Source organism: Bradyrhizobium sp. WYCCWR 12699 (assembly GCF_032144035.1).
Lineage (GTDB): Bacteria > Pseudomonadota > Alphaproteobacteria > Rhizobiales > Xanthobacteraceae > Bradyrhizobium.
In genome coordinates this window covers 1,160,192-1,176,636 of sequence record NZ_JAVTJN010000039.1, presented here as the reverse complement: position 1 = coordinate 1,176,636, position 16,445 = coordinate 1,160,192, and the positions used below count along the sequence as shown (strand labels likewise).

14 protein-coding genes are annotated in these 16,445 nt (G+C 64.2%); 9 read left to right on the top strand and 5 right to left on the bottom strand.

Annotated features, from left to right (window positions below; all coding sequences use genetic code 11):
- Positions 1 to 168: 168 nt before the first annotated feature.
- Complete coding sequence (locus tag RPS27_RS36145) at positions 169 to 900, top strand: cytochrome c biogenesis CcdA family protein (RefSeq protein WP_194406907.1); 732 nt, start codon at positions 169 to 171, stop codon at positions 898 to 900.
- Positions 901 to 911: 11 nt separating this feature from the next.
- On the opposite strand, the gene RPS27_RS36140 is transcribed toward RPS27_RS36145, so the two are convergent.
- Positions 912 to 2,369 carry a sensor histidine kinase gene (locus RPS27_RS36140; protein ID WP_211418306.1) on the bottom strand — a complete coding sequence of 486 codons (1,458 nt, stop codon included), beginning with the start codon at positions 2,367 to 2,369 and terminating at the stop codon, positions 912 to 914.
- Between the two features lie 364 nt (positions 2,370 to 2,733).
- Here RPS27_RS36140 and RPS27_RS36135 point away from each other — a divergent pair, with 364 nt between their 5' ends.
- The 3 genes from RPS27_RS36135 (at position 2,734) to RPS27_RS36125 (ending at position 5,648) form a co-directional block, all read left to right on the top strand.
- Positions 2,734 to 3,732 carry a TRAP transporter substrate-binding protein gene (locus RPS27_RS36135; protein ID WP_211417850.1) on the top strand — a complete coding sequence of 333 codons (999 nt, stop codon included), beginning with the start codon at positions 2,734 to 2,736 and terminating at the stop codon, positions 3,730 to 3,732.
- Positions 3,733 to 3,816: 84 nt separating this feature from the next.
- Positions 3,817 to 4,332 carry a TRAP transporter small permease gene (locus RPS27_RS36130; RefSeq protein WP_212065365.1) on the top strand — a complete coding sequence of 172 codons (516 nt, stop codon included), beginning with the start codon at positions 3,817 to 3,819 and terminating at the stop codon, positions 4,330 to 4,332.
- Positions 4,329 to 5,648: a TRAP transporter large permease gene (locus RPS27_RS36125; protein ID WP_212065364.1), complete on the top strand. Its 1,320-nt coding sequence runs from the start codon at positions 4,329 to 4,331 to the stop codon at positions 5,646 to 5,648. The genes RPS27_RS36130 and RPS27_RS36125 overlap by 4 nt, the downstream gene beginning before the upstream one ends.
- An 80-nt stretch (positions 5,649 to 5,728) precedes the next feature.
- Here the strand turns inward: RPS27_RS36125 and RPS27_RS36120 are convergent, their stop codons facing one another.
- The gene (locus tag RPS27_RS36120; RefSeq protein ID WP_212065363.1) at positions 5,729 to 7,003 is read right to left on the bottom strand and encodes a serine hydrolase; all 1,275 of its coding nucleotides are present in this window, start codon (positions 7,001 to 7,003) and stop codon (positions 5,729 to 5,731) included.
- 160 nt (positions 7,004 to 7,163) lie between these two features.
- Between RPS27_RS36120 and RPS27_RS36115 the strand changes: the two genes are divergently transcribed.
- Positions 7,164 to 8,081, top strand: coding sequence for an intradiol ring-cleavage dioxygenase (locus RPS27_RS36115; protein WP_212065362.1), 918 nt, complete (start codon positions 7,164 to 7,166; stop codon positions 8,079 to 8,081).
- A 10-nt stretch (positions 8,082 to 8,091) separates the two neighbouring features.
- Here the strand turns inward: RPS27_RS36115 and RPS27_RS36110 are convergent, their stop codons facing one another.
- On the bottom strand, positions 8,092 to 8,985 hold the full coding sequence (locus RPS27_RS36110; RefSeq protein WP_194406913.1) for a LysR family transcriptional regulator: 894 nt from the start codon (positions 8,983 to 8,985) through the stop codon (positions 8,092 to 8,094).
- A gap of 99 nt (positions 8,986 to 9,084) precedes the next feature.
- Between RPS27_RS36110 and RPS27_RS36105 the strand changes: the two genes are divergently transcribed.
- On the top strand, positions 9,085 to 9,954 hold the full coding sequence (locus RPS27_RS36105; RefSeq protein WP_212065361.1) for an SDR family oxidoreductase: 870 nt from the start codon (positions 9,085 to 9,087) through the stop codon (positions 9,952 to 9,954).
- A gap of 78 nt (positions 9,955 to 10,032) precedes the next feature.
- Here the strand turns inward: RPS27_RS36105 and RPS27_RS36100 are convergent, their stop codons facing one another.
- Both RPS27_RS36100 and RPS27_RS36095 read right to left on the bottom strand, forming a co-directional pair.
- A complete protein-coding gene (locus RPS27_RS36100; RefSeq protein ID WP_212065360.1) occupies positions 10,033 to 11,763 on the bottom strand; it encodes a bifunctional protein-serine/threonine kinase/phosphatase in 1,731 nt (576 codons plus the stop codon).
- Between the two features lie 66 nt (positions 11,764 to 11,829).
- The gene (locus tag RPS27_RS36095) at positions 11,830 to 12,669 is read right to left on the bottom strand and encodes a formate/nitrite transporter family protein (protein WP_211417845.1); all 840 of its coding nucleotides are present in this window, start codon (positions 12,667 to 12,669) and stop codon (positions 11,830 to 11,832) included.
- 679 nt (positions 12,670 to 13,348) lie between these two features.
- Between RPS27_RS36095 and RPS27_RS36090 the strand changes: the two genes are divergently transcribed.
- The 3 genes from RPS27_RS36090 to RPS27_RS36080 are packed head-to-tail and all read left to right on the top strand — an operon-like array spanning position 13,349 to position 16,434.
- Positions 13,349 to 14,668 (top strand): CmpA/NrtA family ABC transporter substrate-binding protein, encoded by a 1,320-nt coding sequence (locus RPS27_RS36090; protein ID WP_211417844.1) that lies wholly within the window; start codon positions 13,349 to 13,351, stop codon positions 14,666 to 14,668.
- A 60-nt stretch (positions 14,669 to 14,728) separates the two neighbouring features.
- Positions 14,729 to 15,625: a nitrate ABC transporter permease gene (gene ntrB, locus RPS27_RS36085; protein WP_212065359.1), complete on the top strand. Its 897-nt coding sequence runs from the start codon at positions 14,729 to 14,731 to the stop codon at positions 15,623 to 15,625.
- A 14-nt stretch (positions 15,626 to 15,639) separates the two neighbouring features.
- Positions 15,640 to 16,434, top strand: a complete 795-nt coding sequence (locus RPS27_RS36080; protein ID WP_211417842.1) for an ABC transporter ATP-binding protein — start codon at positions 15,640 to 15,642, stop codon at positions 16,432 to 16,434.
- The last annotated feature ends 11 nt before the right edge of the window (positions 16,435 to 16,445 follow it).

The following is a 16,445-nucleotide window of genomic DNA, read 5'->3' as shown; positions in this document are numbered from 1 at the left end:
GCGTCCCGATGCCGCACCTGTGATCACAGACGGCATCGGGAGGAGCCCTGGTTTCGTGCGCTTCTGTTGCGCATTCTCCGGCATCGGCTACACCTGAGCCGGTTCGGCTCCGGGCCGGGCGCATTCCCCGCGCGCCGTACCGGCACCTGAGATGGCTCAGACGGCATCATGCAAAATGTTTCGATCCCGGCGGCGCTGATTGCCGGCCTCGTCAGCTTCCTCTCGCCTTGCGTCCTGCCGCTGGTCCCGCCCTATCTGATCTACCTCACGGGCGCCACGATCGAGCATGTCGAGAGCGACGAGCCGTCCTCGGCCTCCAAGCGCGCGATCATGATGTCGGCGCTGCTGTTCGTGCTCGGCTTCTCCACAGTCTTCGTCGCGCTCGGTGCCAGCGCCTCGCTGGTCGGCGGGCTGATCCGAGCCTGGTCGGCGGAGCTGTCGATCCTCGCCGGCATCGTCATCATCGTCATGGGGCTGCACTTCCTCGGACTGACGCGCATCGGCCTGTTGATGCGCGAAGGACGGCTGCCCATTCCCAAGCCGGTCGGCCTCTGGGGCGCCTATATCATGGGCCTTGCCTTCGCGTTCGGCTGGACCCCCTGTATCGGCCCGATCCTGGCCGCCATCCTGTCGATCGCCGCGGCCGAGGCCACGGTGACGAAGGGCGCCGGCCTGCTCGCGGTTTATTCCGCGGGCCTCGGCATTCCCTTCCTGATCGCCGCCCTGATGATCGAGCAGTTCTCGGCGCTGTTCGCGCGCATGAAGGGCCACCTCGTCAATGTCGAGCGCGCCATGGGCGTGTTGATGGTGATCACCGGCATCGGCTTTCTCACCGGCGCGGTCTCCAATGTGAGCATCTGGCTGCTGGAGACCTTTCCGGCGCTGCAGACGATCGGGTAGGGCGTCCCCGTTTACCGTGCCTCGTCCAGCGTGCAGACCACCGTGCAGACCACGCCGCGCGGCAGGAAGTCGACGGTTGCTTCGCCGCCGAGCTGGTCGCGGGCGCTGCGCTCGATCAGGCGCGAGCCGAAGCCGCGTCGCACCGGCGCCGTCACCGGCGGTCCGCCGATCTCGGTCCAGATCAGCCGGAGCCGCGGCTTCGGCGCATCGGTGATGACCTCCCAGTTCAGCGTCACCCGGCCGGTCTCGTTGGACAGCGCGCCGTATTTCGCGGCGTTGGTGGCGATCTCGTGCACGATCATCGACAGCACCACGGCAAGACGCGGCGATAGCGGCACGTCGGGACCGGCCATGCGGATGCGGTCGGGACTGTTCAGCAGGAATGGTTGAAGCGCGCGGGCGATCACGTCGCGGAGCTCGGAGCCGGCCCATTTCTCCTGGCTCAGCAGGTTGTGCGCTTCGGCCAGCGCGCCGAGCCGGCCCTCGAACTTGGTCCGCTCGTCCCGGCTGGCGCTGCGGAAGGTCTGCACCGCGATCGCCTGCATCAAGGCCAATGTGTTCTTGACGCGATGGTTGAGCTCGTCGATCAGGAGATTGTGCAGCATCTCGCCGCGCGCGATCGTCGTCGCCATTCTGACCGCGAAGGTCAGGCCGGTCAGCAGCAGGATGCCGCCGATCAGGCTGGTGATCGCGATGTTGCGCCAGAGCGGCGCGATCAGCGAGCTCTCGGCGACGCCGGCCACGACCCTCCAGCCGGTCAGGTGCGAGGTGGTGAAGGCGGAAGACAGCGCCACGCCGTCGAGCGACACCGTCGACAAGGTCTCCTCCGAGCTGCGCGACATCGCGTCGTAGATCGCGCCAGACGCCTGCTTGCCGATCGTCGCGCTCGGGTTCGGTACGCGGGCGAAAACGATGGCTTTGGTGTCGACCAGGGACACGGTCCAGAGCTGGTCGGGCCGCTGCTTTTCGACAAGGTCCTGAAAGATGCTGATCGGCGGGCTGAAGCAGAGATCGTAGATCACCTCTCCGTCGCGAAACACCGGAACCTCGACGGTGAGCACCTGCCGTCCGTTGATCGCACCGGTGAACAGATCGGAATATTGCGGCGACTTGTTCGCAAAGACCCTTTCGACGATCGCGAGATTGCCGCGCGCCGGCAGGCTCGCGGTGTCGTCCGTCGCGGAGGAAAACAGCAACCGGCCCTTGCGGTCGGAGACCAGCACCAGACCGCCTTTGCCATACTGCTCGACAAAACCGAGCGCGATGCGGCGGAAGCTCTCGAAGTCGCCGTTGCGCAGCGAATTGGTCAGCGCCAGCACCTGCAGGCCGCCGGTCATGCGCTGAACCTCGGAATCCAGCACGAGGCGCATGCTGCGCACGTTCTCCAGCACGCGGCGCGTGGCGTCGCCGCGGTCCTGTTGGTAATTGTAGACGGCAATGCCGACCGCGAAGACGATCAGCGGCAACATCGTTCCCGTGACCAGAAGAGCGAGGCGGACCGGCAGGGTAAGCTTTGACAAACGCGAGTGTCCCGGTTCCGGCGCGGCGGCGCCGGAGTATGATTTTGGCCAGACCATACGGGCGGGACTGGCGCTGCGCCACGATTTTCGCGTCGAGCGCAAGCCTCTGCGTATTGAAGAGAGGGACAGAAGTGCAGGCCGGCTGGAGGCCGATTGCACTGCAGCAGTGGCCCTGCGACGAAGGAGTCGCTCCTACGCAGGCGAAATGACTTCCGTCCGGCCGGGGTTTTTCATACGCTTGCCCTCGCAAGCCGCATACCGGCTGCGCTCACGCCCCGGCGACAGGGTCGGAGCATCAAAGGGAGGGGAGACGATGAAGCGAAGATCATTTCTCGCTGGTATCGGCGCGACCACTGCGGCGGCTACGATCGGCATGCCGTCGATCCTCAGGGCGCAAGCGCCGATCACGCTCAACGGAGCCGTGCAGTTCAACGACGACCACGCCTTCAACCGGGCGCTGCTCCGGTTCGAGGAGCTCGTGAAGAAGTATTACGGCAAGCCCGTCAATTTCACCCTGCACAGAAATTCCTCGCTCGGCCTCGAAAAGCAGTATTTCGAGTACATGTCGCAAGGAAAGGCGGTCGATTACGGTATCGTCTCGCCGGCCCATATGTCGACCTTCGCCAAGGCCGCCCCGTTCATCGATGCGCCCTTCGTGTTCAAGGGCATCGACCACATGAACAAGGTGGTCGAAGCCAACATCCTGGCGCCGATCGCCGACGAGGTCGCGGCGAAGGCCGAGGTGGTCCTGATCGGCTATTCCGGCGGCGGCATCCGCAACATCTTCGCCAACAAGCCGCTCAAGAACCTTGCCGATCTCAAGGGGCTCAAGGTTCGCGTGCAGGGTGCACCGATCTGGTCGAAGACCTTCGCGGCGGTCGGCATGAGCCCGACGGTGATCGCCTATAACGAGATCTACAACGCGATCCAGAACGGTGTGATCGCCGCCGGCGAAAACGAGGCGGCCGGCGTCGAGGCGATGAAGTTCTACGAAGTGGCTCCGCATCTCAGCCTGACCCAGCACGCCGTGTCGATCCGGCCGATCTGCTTCTCGGTGAAGACGCTGAAGACCTTGCCGAAGGATCTGCAGGACGCGATCATGAAGGCCGGCAAGGAGGCCGGCGATTACGGCCGCCAGCTCGAGTCGAGCGAAGAGGTCGTCAAGCTCGACACGCTCGAGAAGGCCGGCAAGCTCAAGCGCGTTCCCTTCGAGGAGCGGGACGCCATGAAGAAGCTCGCCGACCCCGTGATGGCCACCTACGCCAAGGAAATCGGCGCGGAAGGCATTTTCGAGAAGATCAACGTCGTCTGAGATCTCTGCGTCCGCCGACAGCATCTCCGGGCAAGCCCCGCTTCTTGCCCGGACGTGGCGGATGTGCTGCCGCTGGGAGTCCCAATGTCTGAAATGCCCGTCCCGTCCACACCGTCGCTGTGGCGCCGCGCTACGGCGGCTTATGCGAAATTGCTGGAGTTCCTGTTGGCCGCCTGCGTCGGCATCCTCGTCGTTCCGGTCACGCTGCAGATCATCTCGCGCTACACGCCCTTCATTCCGTCCTACATCTGGACGGAGGAGATGGCGCGCTTCCTGTTCATCTGGACGATCATGATCGGTGCCATGGTCGGCGTCCGCGAAGCGCAGCATTTCGAGGTCGACGTGTGGCCGGATCTGTCGCGGCGATCGGAGGCTGCCGTGCGGATCCTGGCGCGGCTCGGCGTGCTGGCGCTGGCGCTGGTGTTCGTAACGGCCGGAATCGAGTTCACCCGCTTTGCCTGGAACAGGACGTCGGAACTGGCCGATCTGCCGCTCTGGCTGATTCACGTCGCATGGCCCGTTGCCGGCGTGACGTGGATTGTCTTCGCGGGCGAACAGATCGTCGATGAAATGCGCGTACTGGTCGGGGCACGGCGATGAGCGGCAATGTACTCTCCGCCGGACAGGCCGCGATGGTGCTGTTCGGGGTCTTCGTCGGCCTGCTCATCGTGCGCGTGCCGGTCGCTTTCGCGCTTGGCTTCGCCTGCGTGCCGATCCTGCTGATCGAGCCGCACCTGTCGCTGATGATGCTCGCGCAGGAGACCTTCAATGCCTACAATTCCTTCATCCTGCTGGCGGTGCCGTTCTTCCTGCTGACGGCGAACCTGATGAGCATCGGCGGCATCACTGACCGTCTGGTGACGCTGTCGCGCTCGATGGTCGGGCATTGGCCGGGGTCCCTCGCGCAGATCAACGTCGTGCTGTCGGTGTTCTTTGCAGGCATCTCGGGCTCGTCGACCGCAGACGCGGCGAGCCAATCGAAAATCTTCATCGATGCCCAGACCAAGGAGGGCTACGACCTTTCGTTCTCGATCGCGATCACCGCGGTTTCCGCGGTGCTGGCAGTCATCATCCCGCCGTCGATCCTCATGATCGTCTGGGGCGGGCTGATCTCGACCTCGATTGCGGCGATGTATCTGGCCGGCATCGTGCCGGGTCTGCTGGTCGCGGGCGCGCAGATGGCGACGGTGCACGTCTACGCCGTCCGACGCGGCTACCCGACCTATCCAAAGTCGACCTGGGTGGAGATGCGCTGCGCCATCTGGAAGTCGATACCTGCGCTGATGACGCCGTTCATCATCGTGGGCGGCATTCTGCTCGGCTGGTTCACTGCGACAGAGTCGGCTTGTGTCGCCGTGCTCTATTCCGTGGCGCTCTCGGCATTCTTCTATCGCGAGACTGGCATTCGCGAGTTGTACAAGGCGCTGCTCGACACCGGGCGCCTTGCCGGCGTGGCGCTGTTCTGCGTCGGCACCGCCAGCGCGTTCGGCTGGCTGCTCGCCTACTACAAGATCCCACAGGAGCTCCTGGCCAATGTCTCGACCTGGGGCATGGGCGCCGTTGCGGCCGGCTTCTTCATCTCCTTCTGCTTTCTGGTGGTGGGCTGCTTTCTCGACGCCATCCCGGCCATCATCATCGTCGGCACCGTTTTGGAGCCGCTCGCCAAATCGGTCGATCTTCATCCGGTCCAGTTTGCGATCATTTCCATCGTGTCGCTGGCCTTCGGACTGGTGACGCCGCCTTATGGTCTTTGTCTGATGATCGCCTGTTCGATCGCGGGCGTGCGGCTGCGCTATGCCCTGAAGGACACGGTGATCATGCTGATCCCGATGCTGCTCGTGCTGGCGGCCGTCATCGTCTGGCCCAGCGTGTCGCTGTTCCTGCCGCGCCTGATCGTGCCGCAAATGCTCAAATGAGCCTCTGCAAGTGAGCTTCTGCAAATAAGCTTCTGAAAGTGCGATCCCGCGGACGAGGGCCGCGGGATCGAGGCAATTGGCTACAGGTTGCTCTCGGTGATCGCGGCGTAGACCATGCTGCGCAGCTCGCGCCGGATCGGGTAGGCGCTCGACGGCAGCACCTGCGTCATGAAGATCGCAATCAGCTCCTCGGCCGGATCGATCCAGAACGAGGTGGTGGCCGCGCCGCCCCAATTGTATTCGCCGGGGCTGCCGGCGATCAGCGTCTCGGCCGGGCGCATCGTCACGGCAAAGCCGAGGCCGAAGCCGATGCCGTTATAGGCGGCTTCGGAAAACAGCGAGCGGGAGACCTCCGGCAGCGCGCGTCCGCCCGGAATGTGATTGCTCGTCATCAACGCCAGCGTCTTCGGTCCGATCAACCTGACACCGCCGAGCTCGCCGCCATTCAGCAGCGCGCGGCAGAAGGTGAGATAGTCGGCGACCGTCGAGCACAAGCCGCCGCCACCCGAGATGAAGGACGGCGGGGTGAGGAACGAGCTCGTCGACGGATCGTCCTGCAGGGTCAGGCCCTCGCGCCGCTGGCCGGCATGGAACGTCATGCCGCCGCCGGGGTCGGCAGAATAGCACGCAGCAAAGCGGTGAGCCTTCGAAGCGGGCACATGGAAATCGGTGTCGGTCATGCCGAGCGGATCGAGGATGCGTTGTTTGAGGAATTGCTCGAACGGCATGCCCGAGATTTTGCCGACGAGATAACCGAGCACGTCGGTCGCGACCGAGTAGTTCCAGGCTTCGCCCGGCGAGAATTCCAGCGGGATCTTCGCCAGACCCTCGATCATGGTCTGCAGCGTGCCCGACTTCTCGACCTCGCCGATCTTTTCAGTGCGGTAGGCGGCGTCGACATTGGAGCGCTGCTGGAAGCCGTAGGTGAGGCCCGCGGTATGGCGCAAGAGATCGACGATCAGCATCGGCCGGGACGGCGGCCGGGTCAGGAAGGCCGGGTACGTGCCGGCGACGAAGACGCCGAGATCCTTCCATTCCGGAATGTACTTGGCGACGGGTTCGTCGATCGCGACGAGGCCTTGCTCGACCAGCATCATGAAGGCGACGCTGGTGAGCGGCTTGGTCATGGAATAGATGCGGTAGATGGTGTCGTCCTTGACCGGCAGCTTGCGCTCGACATCGGCAAGGCCCTGGATCGAGCTGTGCGCGACCTTGCCGCGGCGATAGACCAGAAGATGCGTGCCCGGGAAGCGGCCGGCATCGATGTACCGGCTCTTGAGATGCCCATCGATGCGGTCGAGCGCGGCCTTGGACATGCCGACGGATTCGGGCGAGGCGGGGGTGGGCGCGAGCATCAGTTCCTCCGGGCAGTTTTGTCGCTCCGTTGATAGCCAAATGACGGCCCCATTCCAAGCCGCTCTGGCTTAACGCAGGGGGGCGGGCTGGTGTAGGCTGACCCTGGAACGCCTCCAAGGAGCCCCCGGGGCGAACGAGAAAAACACAGGGCAAGCCATCATGACCCAGTTCAACGAGACTGACCTCACCGAAGCCGTCGTCAGGAGCTTCGACAGCACGCCCAATCCCCGCGCGAAATTCCTGCTCCAGGAATTGGTGAAGTCGCTGCACGATTACGTGAGCAAGACCGGCCTGACGTTCGAGGAATGGGACTACGCCATCGATTTCCTGACCCGCACCGGGCAGAAATGCACCGACACCCGCCAGGAGTTCATTCTCCTGTCCGACGTGCTCGGCGTCTCCATGCTGGTCGACGCGGTCAACCATCGCGACCGCGAAGGTGCCACCCAGACCACCGTGCTGGGCCCGTTCTATGTCGGCGAGCACAAGGTGACGGCGCACGGCACCGACATCTCGCCGAACAACCAGACCGGCGAGCGGATGTTCGTGCAGAGCCGCGTCACGGATTTGAAGGGCAAGCCGCTCGCGAACGTGCCCGTCGACGTCTGGCATGCCGATGACGACGGCTTCTACGATTCCCAGAAGGCCAATTATGACGAGGTCGGCGCCTCGGCGCGGGCGCGCTTCATCACCGACGATGACGGCCGCTTCGTCTTCCGCACCATCCTGCCATGCAGCTACCCGATCCCGACCGACGGGCCGGTCGGCGAGATGATCGTGCAGACGGGCCGCCATCCGATGCGCCCCGCGCATGTGCATTTCCTGGTGAATGCGAAAGGCTATGAGCCGCTGATCACCCACGTCTTCATGGACGGCGACAAATATCTGGATTCCGACGTGGTGTTCGGCGTGAAGGACGATCTCGTCGCCAAGGTCGAGCCGCGCACCGACCCCACGATGCCCGACGGTACCAAGGCGAGCGGGCGCTGGCATTTGATGTCTTACGAATTCCACCTCAAGCCCGGTGGCGGCATGGCGCCGAAGCCGCTGGGCGTGAAGGCCGGAGAGCCGGCGTAAGGGCGCGGATTCATCCCCCGATGTAGGCTGCCAACTCGTCGGGCGTTCCCTTCGGAAATGCTTCCTTGAGATGATCGAGGAAAGCGGAGACGCGAGCACTCAGCAATCGCCGCGAGGGATAGAGCGTCCACAGGGCGATATCGGATCCCTCAACGTCGCCCCAGCGTAGCAGCGTGCCGCTGGCCAGGTCGTGGCTGACCAGTGACAGGGGCAGCCGCGCAGCGCCGACGCCGGCTCGAATAGCATCGCGAACCATCATCAGCGACGACAGTCGAAGAACGGGGTCGACAGCGAGACGCGAGGTACCGCTTGGTCGCTTGATGTTCCAGGCGGCAGCCTCGTTGTCCGCTCCGCGCACGACGACAGGAACGGCGAGATCGCCCTTCGGTCGCTTGAGATTGGGACTGGCCACGACCACCAGGCGGTCGTGCAAGAAGATGCGGCCGACCAGGCTTTCATCTGGATGGGGGTTGACCCTGATCGCGAGGTCAAAACCCTCCTCGATCATGTCGACGTAGCGATCATCCGTCGTGACCTCGAGCCTCACTTCGGGATGCTTGAGCGCGAAGCCGGCCGCGAGCCGGCCCATCGCGGTCTGCGAAAAGAGCAGGGGAGCGCTGATCCGCAATCTGCCTCTCGGCTTGTCGCCGCCCGCGGCGATCGCCGCCGCCGCCTCGTCGAGCTCGGTGAGGAGCGCGCCCGTCCGCTCGTACAGCGCGCGTCCCTCCTGGGTGAGCTTGAGCGTGCGGCCGCCGCGCTCGAAAAGGCGCAAATCGAGGCTGCTCTCGAGTTCCGACACGCGCCGGGACAAGGTCGCTTTCGGACGTCCCGCGGCGCGCGCGGCCTTTCCGAACCCTCCGTGTCGGGCGACGAGATTGAAGTCGGCGAGCGCAAGCAAATCCATCTGTTCCACCAGTGAGACGGCCTGTCCAGATATAGCGTCTATCGGCCCACATGTGGATCACTAATTTCCGAGTGTCTCAACCAAACCGGAGTGATCCCCATGACCATCCTCGTTACTGGCGCGACCGGCACGATCGGCCGTCACGTCGTCGAGCAGCTCGTCAAGCGCGGTGCCGATGTGCGCGTGCTGGTCCGAAATCCCGCGAAGGCCAATTTCCCGGCAGGCGTCGCCGTCGCCCAGGGCGACTTGCTGGACGTCGATTCCCTGCGCGCGGCGTTCTCAGGCGTTTCGACGCTGTTTCTGCTCAACGCCGTGGTGCCCGATGAATTCACCCAGGCGCTGACGGCGCTCAACCTTGCCCGCGAGGCCGGCATCGAACGGTTCGTCTATCTGTCGGTCATTCACAGCGACCGCTACGTGAACGTTCCGCACTTCGCCGGCAAGTTCGGTGTCGAGCGGATGATCGAGCAAATGGGCTTCAATGCGACCATCCTGCGCCCCGCCTATTTCATGAACAACGAGCTCATGATCAAGGATGCCGTGACCGGATATGGCGTCTATCCCATGCCGATCGGCAGCAAGGGGCTCGCGATGATCGACGCGCGCGATATCGGTGAGATCGCGGCGATCGAATTGATCCGCCGCGAGACGTCCGCCGCGACGCTTCCGATCGAGCGCATCAATCTCGTTGGCCCCGATACGATCACTGGCGCCAAGGCGGCCGCGATCTGGTCGGACGTGCTCGGACGCTCGATCGCCTATGGCGGCGACGACGCCGCGGCATTCGAAAAGAATCTCAGGCAGTTCATGCCCGGCTGGATGGCGTTCGACATGCGGGTGATGAGCGAGCGCTTCGTCACGGAGGGGATGATCCCCGAAGCCGGTGACGTCAAGCGTCTGACCGACATCCTGGGACGTCCCTTGCGCTCCTATCGCGACTTCGTCGCCGAGATCACGGCCTCGGCCTGAGGGCTTGCTCGAGCAGGTGCGCGCTGGCGCCTGGCTGCATCGCTCGCCACTGATCATGTGGTGAGCGGGTAGCCCGGATCAGCGCGCGTGCAAGAGCGCCAGCAGCACGACCACCGCGCAGGCAAGCGCGGCCGAGGTCAGTTTCCAGAACATCAGCGGGCTGCGCTCGAGCAGCGGCGTGATCCGCGTGTCGAGATAGGCCGGGTTGGGGGTGCGCAGCTCGAAGACGAACTCGGACAGATCCTCGTGCCGCTTGTAGGGATCGGGATGCAGCGCGCGGCGGAGCGCGCCGTCGACCCAGGCCGGCACGTTGCGGTCGTCGTCGGCCGGACGGTATTTGAGCTTTCGCACGTCCGCCTTGCGGCGGATCCTGGCGACGTGGGTGCCATAAGGCAGCTTTCCCGTGAGCATCTGGTAGCAGATCACGGCCAGCGAGAACATATCGGAGCGCGGCGAGCCGCCTTGCCCGAGAAAATATTCCGGCGCGGTGTACTGCACCGTGCCCAGGATTTCGTCGGATTCGTCCGGCGGCGCGGCCTCGGCGACGCCGGCGACCCTGACCGATCCGAAGTCGATGATCTTCGCGGTGCCGGTCTTGTCGATCAGGATGTTGTCGGGCCTGAGGTCCTGGTGCAGCATCTCCATGCGATGGAAGGCGCGCAAGCCCGCGGCGATCTGCTCAATGATGCCGCGCACGGTTTCGAGATCGGGGCGCGGATTGTCGGTCATCCACTGCTTCAGCGTCTGCCCCTCGACGAACTCGGTCGCGACGTAGAGATAGCTGCGCCGCCGCGACTGGGACAGCGGCTTGAGCACATGCGGGCTGTCGATCCGGCGGGCGATCCATTCCTCCATCAGGAATCGCTTGAGATAGGCGGCGTTGTCGCGCAGATCGACCGACGGCAGCTTGAGCGCCACCGGCTGCTCGGTCTCGGTGTCGACGGCAAGGTAGATATGGCTGCGGCTGCTGCCGTGGATCTCGCGGACGATCCGATAGCCGTCGAACAACGCGCGCGGCTCCGGCAGCGCGGGAAGCGGCAGTTGCGAGGTCTGATTGAAGATGCCGGCCGGCTCGCGCTGCGGCACCGCATCGATGCGAATGATCTGGACGGTGATGTTGTCGTCGCTGCCGCGCCGGTAGGCTTCCTCGACGATCGCCTTGGCCGCTCCGTCGAGCTCGGCGGCGTGCTCATTCAGCGCGCTCGTGATGAAACGCGCGTCGACGAATTCGTAGGCGCCGTCCGTCGCCAGCAGGAAGGTGTCGCCGGCCTCGACCTCGAACGCCTGATAGTCGATCTCGAGCTGCTGATTGATGCCGAGCGCGCGGCCGAGATAGGTCTGCTCGGACGAGACGATGATGCGGTGGTCGTCGGTCAGCTGCTCCAGCGCCTTGCCGGCGACGCGGTAGATGCGGCAGTCGCCGACATGGAAGATGTGCGCGGTGGTCGCCTTGATGACCATGGCGCTGAGGGTGCAGACATAGCCCTTGTCGCGGTCATAGGCGTATTGGCTCTTGCGCGTCTGCGCGTGCAGCCAGGAATTGGTGGCATCGAGCACGCGGCGCGCGGACGTCTTCACCGTCCAGGATTCCGACGTGCAGTAATAGTCCATCAGGAAGCTCTTGACCGCCGACTCGCTGGCGATCTGGCTCACGCTGCTGCTCGAGATGCCGTCGGCGAGAACCGCGGCGATCCCCTTCAGGCCGAGCAGCGGCTCCTCGGGAATCAGGACACCGTGGAAATCCTGGTTGACGGGCTTGCGACCCTTGTCGGAGTGCTGGCCGACCGAAATCAGGAGTCCGCGGGTCATCGTCGTCACCATGAGAGGGGAGCCTCACCCTGCTCGGGCGAGGCTCCCCTGTCGAGACGTATTCGATCAGGCCGCGACGCGGGGCTTCGCAGCCTTGTCGACCTGGCGCTTCGGCTTGGTCATGACATGCGTGGCGTAGAGCGTCATGCCGGTGAAGGCGAGGCCGCCGACGAGGTTGCCGAGCACGGTCGGGATCTCGTTCCAGATCAGATAGTCCATGATCGAGAACTTCGCATGGAGCATCAGGCCCGACGGGAACAGGAACATGTTCACGACGGAATGCTCGAACACCATGTAGAAGAACACCAGGATCGGCATCCACATCGCGATGACCTTGCCGGGGACCGACGTCGAGATCATGGCGCCGACGACGCCGGTGGAGACCATCCAGTTGCAGAGCATGCCGCGCATGAACAGCGTCGCCATGCCGGCCGCGCCGTGCGCGGCGTAGCCGAGCGTTCGGCCCTCGCCGATGTTGCCGATCGCCGCGCCGACCTTGTCGGGCGCCTGCGTGAATCCGAAGGTGGTGACGAAGGCCATCATGAAGGCCACGGTGAAGGCGCCGGCGAAATTGCCGACGAAGACCAGACCCCAGTTGCGCAGCACGCCGCCAAAGGTGACGCCCGGGCGCTTGTCGATCAGGGCGAGCGGCGAGAGCACGAACACGCCGGTCAAGAGGTCGAAGCCCAGCAGATAAAGCATCACGAAGCCGACCGGAAACAGCAATGCGCCGATGATCGGCTGGCCGGTGTTGACGTTGATCGTGACGGCGAACCAAGCCGCCAAGGCCAGGATGGCGCCGGCCATATAGGCGCGGATGATGGTATCCCGGGTGGACATGAAGATCTTGGACTCGCCCGCATCCACCATCTTGGTGACGAATTCCGAAGGCGCGAGATACGACATCAATGGTTCCTTTGCTTCGTAAGTGAGATCGACACACCCTCTGGGAGAGCGCGGCTGAACGTCGTTGGTCGTGCGGGGCTGGCGTGCCGCACGAGGGCTATGGGTGTCTGGAAGCCTTGGGAATCGCGTCACGAGGACTTAGCCGGCGAGGGCCGCGAAGCAGTTGAGCTTCCGGAAATGCAGCCGCCAGAGGCTGCAACAATGCGGCGAGGCCGCAGTCTTCGTTGACGCCAAGGGAAATGCAAGTTGCGTGCCGCGTGACGGCGTCGAAAAGACGGGGTGATATCAATGCGATATGCCTTGCCCGACTGGATCCTGGGGTAACCCTGGGGCCTCTTGCATGAGCTGCTGCACAAGCTTTGTGCGGCGCACAAGTATTAAGCAGGCAGCGAATTTCGCAAGCGGAACATGCCTGCGGCAGCCTGGCGCAGCTTCGTCAACATTCTGATTTTTCGATAGTTTCCCCGATGCCGGCCTTGGCATGAAGCTTGAATAGTTCCAGGCCGACGCCATTGAAGCCGTCCCGCGAGACTTCTCATCCGACTTGCCGACGCCACCAGACGGGGGTCTCCCCCGTCGCGCGTTCGCATGCGCCAAAGACGGCGCCGCCGGACGGACGGGCTGCTCGTGTGCACTGACGCCAATCAATTCTGCAACGATGCAAAGGACGACACTGCCTATGACCAAGCGCACCCGCCGGCCCTCGGAGACGGGCCTCAGCCGCCGTCGATTGTTGAAAGCCGCCGGCTCCACCGCCGCACTTCTCGCCGCAGCAAAACTGAATTTCCCCGCCGGCGCCTTCGCGCAGGATGCAGGCCCTGAGGTCAAGGGCGCCAAGCTCGGCTTCATCGCGCTCTCCGATGCCGGGCCGCTCTTCGTCGCCAAGGACAAGGGCCTGTTCGCCAAATACGGCATGCCCGACACCGACGTGCAGAAGCAGGCCTCCTGGGGCACCACGCGCGACAATCTCGTGCTCGGCTCGGAAGGCAACGGCATCGACGGTGCGCATATCCTCACGCCGATGCCGTATCTGATCTCGGCCGGCAAGGTGACGCAGAACAACCAGCCGACGCCGATGTACATCCTGGCGCGGCTCAATCTCGACAGCCAGTGTATCTCGGTCGCCAATGAGTATGCCGACCTCAAGCTCGGCGTCGACGCATCACCCTTCAAGGCAGCGCTGGAGAAGAAGAAGGCTTCCGGCAAGGCCGTGAAAGCTGCGATGACCTTCCCCGGCGGCACCCACGATCTCTGGATCCGCTATTGGCTCGCCGCCGGCGGCATCGATCCCGACAAGGACATCGAGACCATCGTGGTGCCGCCGCCGCAGATGGTGGCCAACATGAAGGTCGGCACCATGGACTGCTTCTGCGTCGGCGAGCCTTGGAACCTGCAGCTGATCAACCAGAAGATCGGCTATACCGCTGTCACGACCGGCGAGCTCTGGAACAAACATCCGGAAAAATCCTTCGGCATGCGCGCCGCCTTCGTCGACAAGTACCCGAAGGCCGCCAAGGCGCTGCTGATGGCGGTGATGGAAGCCCAGCAATGGGCCGACAAGGCCGAGAACAAGGCGGAGCTTGCCGCCATCATGGGCAAGCGGCAGTGGATGAACTGCCCGGTCGAGGACGTGCTCGACCGCAGCGCAGGCAAGTTCGACTACGGCATCCCCGGCAAGGTGGTCGAGAACTCGCCGCACATCATGAAGTACTGGCGCGATCACGCCTCCTATCCGTTCCAGAGCCACGACCTCTGGTTCCTCACCGAGGACATCCGCTGGGGCAAGTACGAGCCTGGCTTCGACACCAAGGCGCTGATCGCCAAGGTCAATCGCGAGGACCTCTGGAAGGAGGCCGCCAAGACGCTCGGTGTCGCCGCCGCCGACATCCCAACCTCCACCTCGCGTGGCAAGGAGACCTTCTTCGACGGCAAGGTGTTCGATCCCGAAAATCCGGCTGCCTATCTGAAGTCGCTCGCGATCAAGCGCGTCGAAGTCTGATGGAGCCAGCGGCCGCCCTCGGGCGGCCGCATCGTCTTTTGCAGCCGGAGAAATATTGCGATGAATATGCCTGCCGCCAAAATCGAGATCGAGGCCGCGACGCCCGCGGTCAGTGCCGCGCCGGTCGTTGCGCTGACGCCCAAGCGTCCCCCGCGCACGGAAGCCTATGCACGCATGGCGAGGGAAACCGCCGTGCGCGTGATCCCGCCGCTGGTCGTGATCGCTCTCTTGACCCTGGTGTGGGAGCTGGTCTGCCGCCGCGCCGGCTCTGCGCTGCCGCCACCGTCGAAAGTGTTCAAGGACACCAAGGAGCTGATCCTCGATCCGTTCTTCGATCATGGCGGCATCGACAAGGGCCTGTTCTGGCATCTCTCCGCCAGCCTGCAGCGCGTCGCCTTTGGCTACTCGCTGTCCGCGATCGCCGGCATCGCGCTCGGCGTGCTGGTCGGCCAGTCGGTCTGGGCCATGCGCGGGCTCGATCCGCTGTTCCAGGTGCTGCGCACCATCCCGCCGCTGGCCTGGCTGCCGCTGTCGCTCGCAGCGTTCCGCGACGGCCAGCCCTCGGCGATCTTCGTCATCTTCATTACTTCGATCTGGCCGATCATCATCAACACTGCGGTCGGCATCCGCAATATCCCGCAGGACTATCGCAACGTTGCCGCGGTGGTGCAGCTCAACCCGCTCGAGTTCTTCTCCAAGATCATGATCCCGGCGGCCGCGCCCTACATCTTCACGGGCCTGCGCATCGGCATCGGCCTGTCGTGGCTCGCGATCGTCGCGGCGGAAATGCTGATCGGCGGCGTCGGCATCGGCTTCTTCATCTGGGACGCCTGGAACTCCTCGCATATCAGCGAGATCATCCTGGCGCTGTTCTATGTCGGCGTCGTCGGCTTCGTGCTGGACCGCCTGATCGCGGGTCTCGGCAAGGTCGTCACCCGCGGCACCGCGCTGAACTGAGAGGAGAGGGGCCCATGACCGCCTATCTGAAGCTCGACCACATCGACAAGATCTTCACCCGCGGCGCCACCTCGACGGAGGTGCTGAAGGAAATCAATCTCACGATCGAGAAGGGCGAATACGTCTCGATCATCGGCCATTCCGGCTGCGGCAAGTCGACCCTGCTCAACATCATTGCAGGTCTGACCGGCGCCACCACGGGCGGCGTGCTGCTGGAGAATCGCGAGGTCAACTCGCCGGGGCCCGACCGCGCCGTGGTGTTCCAGAACCACAGCCTGTTGCCGTGGCTCACGGTCTACGAGAATGTCAGGCTCGGCGTCGACAAGGTCTTCGCCAGGACCAAGTCCCGCGCCGAGCGCGACGCCTGGGTCATGCACAATCTCAACCTCGTGCAGATGGCCCATGCCAGGGACAAGCGCCCGTCCGAAATCTCCGGCGGCATGAAGCAGCGCGTCGGCATCGCCCGGGCGCTGGCCATGGAGCCGAAAGTGCTGCTGCTCGATGAGCCCTTCGGCGCGCTCGACGCGCTGACCCGGGCTCATTTGCAGGACTCGGTGATGGCGCTGCATCAGAAGCTCGGCAACACCATCCTGATGATCACCCACGACGTCGACGAGGCCGTGCTGCTGTCCGACCGCATCGTGATGATGACGAACGGGCCGAGCGCGCGCATCGGCGAGGTGCTGGAGGTGCCGCTGGCACGGCCGCGCAAGCGGCTCGAGCTGGCCACCAACACCACCTATTTGAAGTGCCGCCAGCGCGTGCTCGAATTCCTCTACGAACGTCATCGTTTCGTCGAGGCCGCGTAAAACAGAAGTTA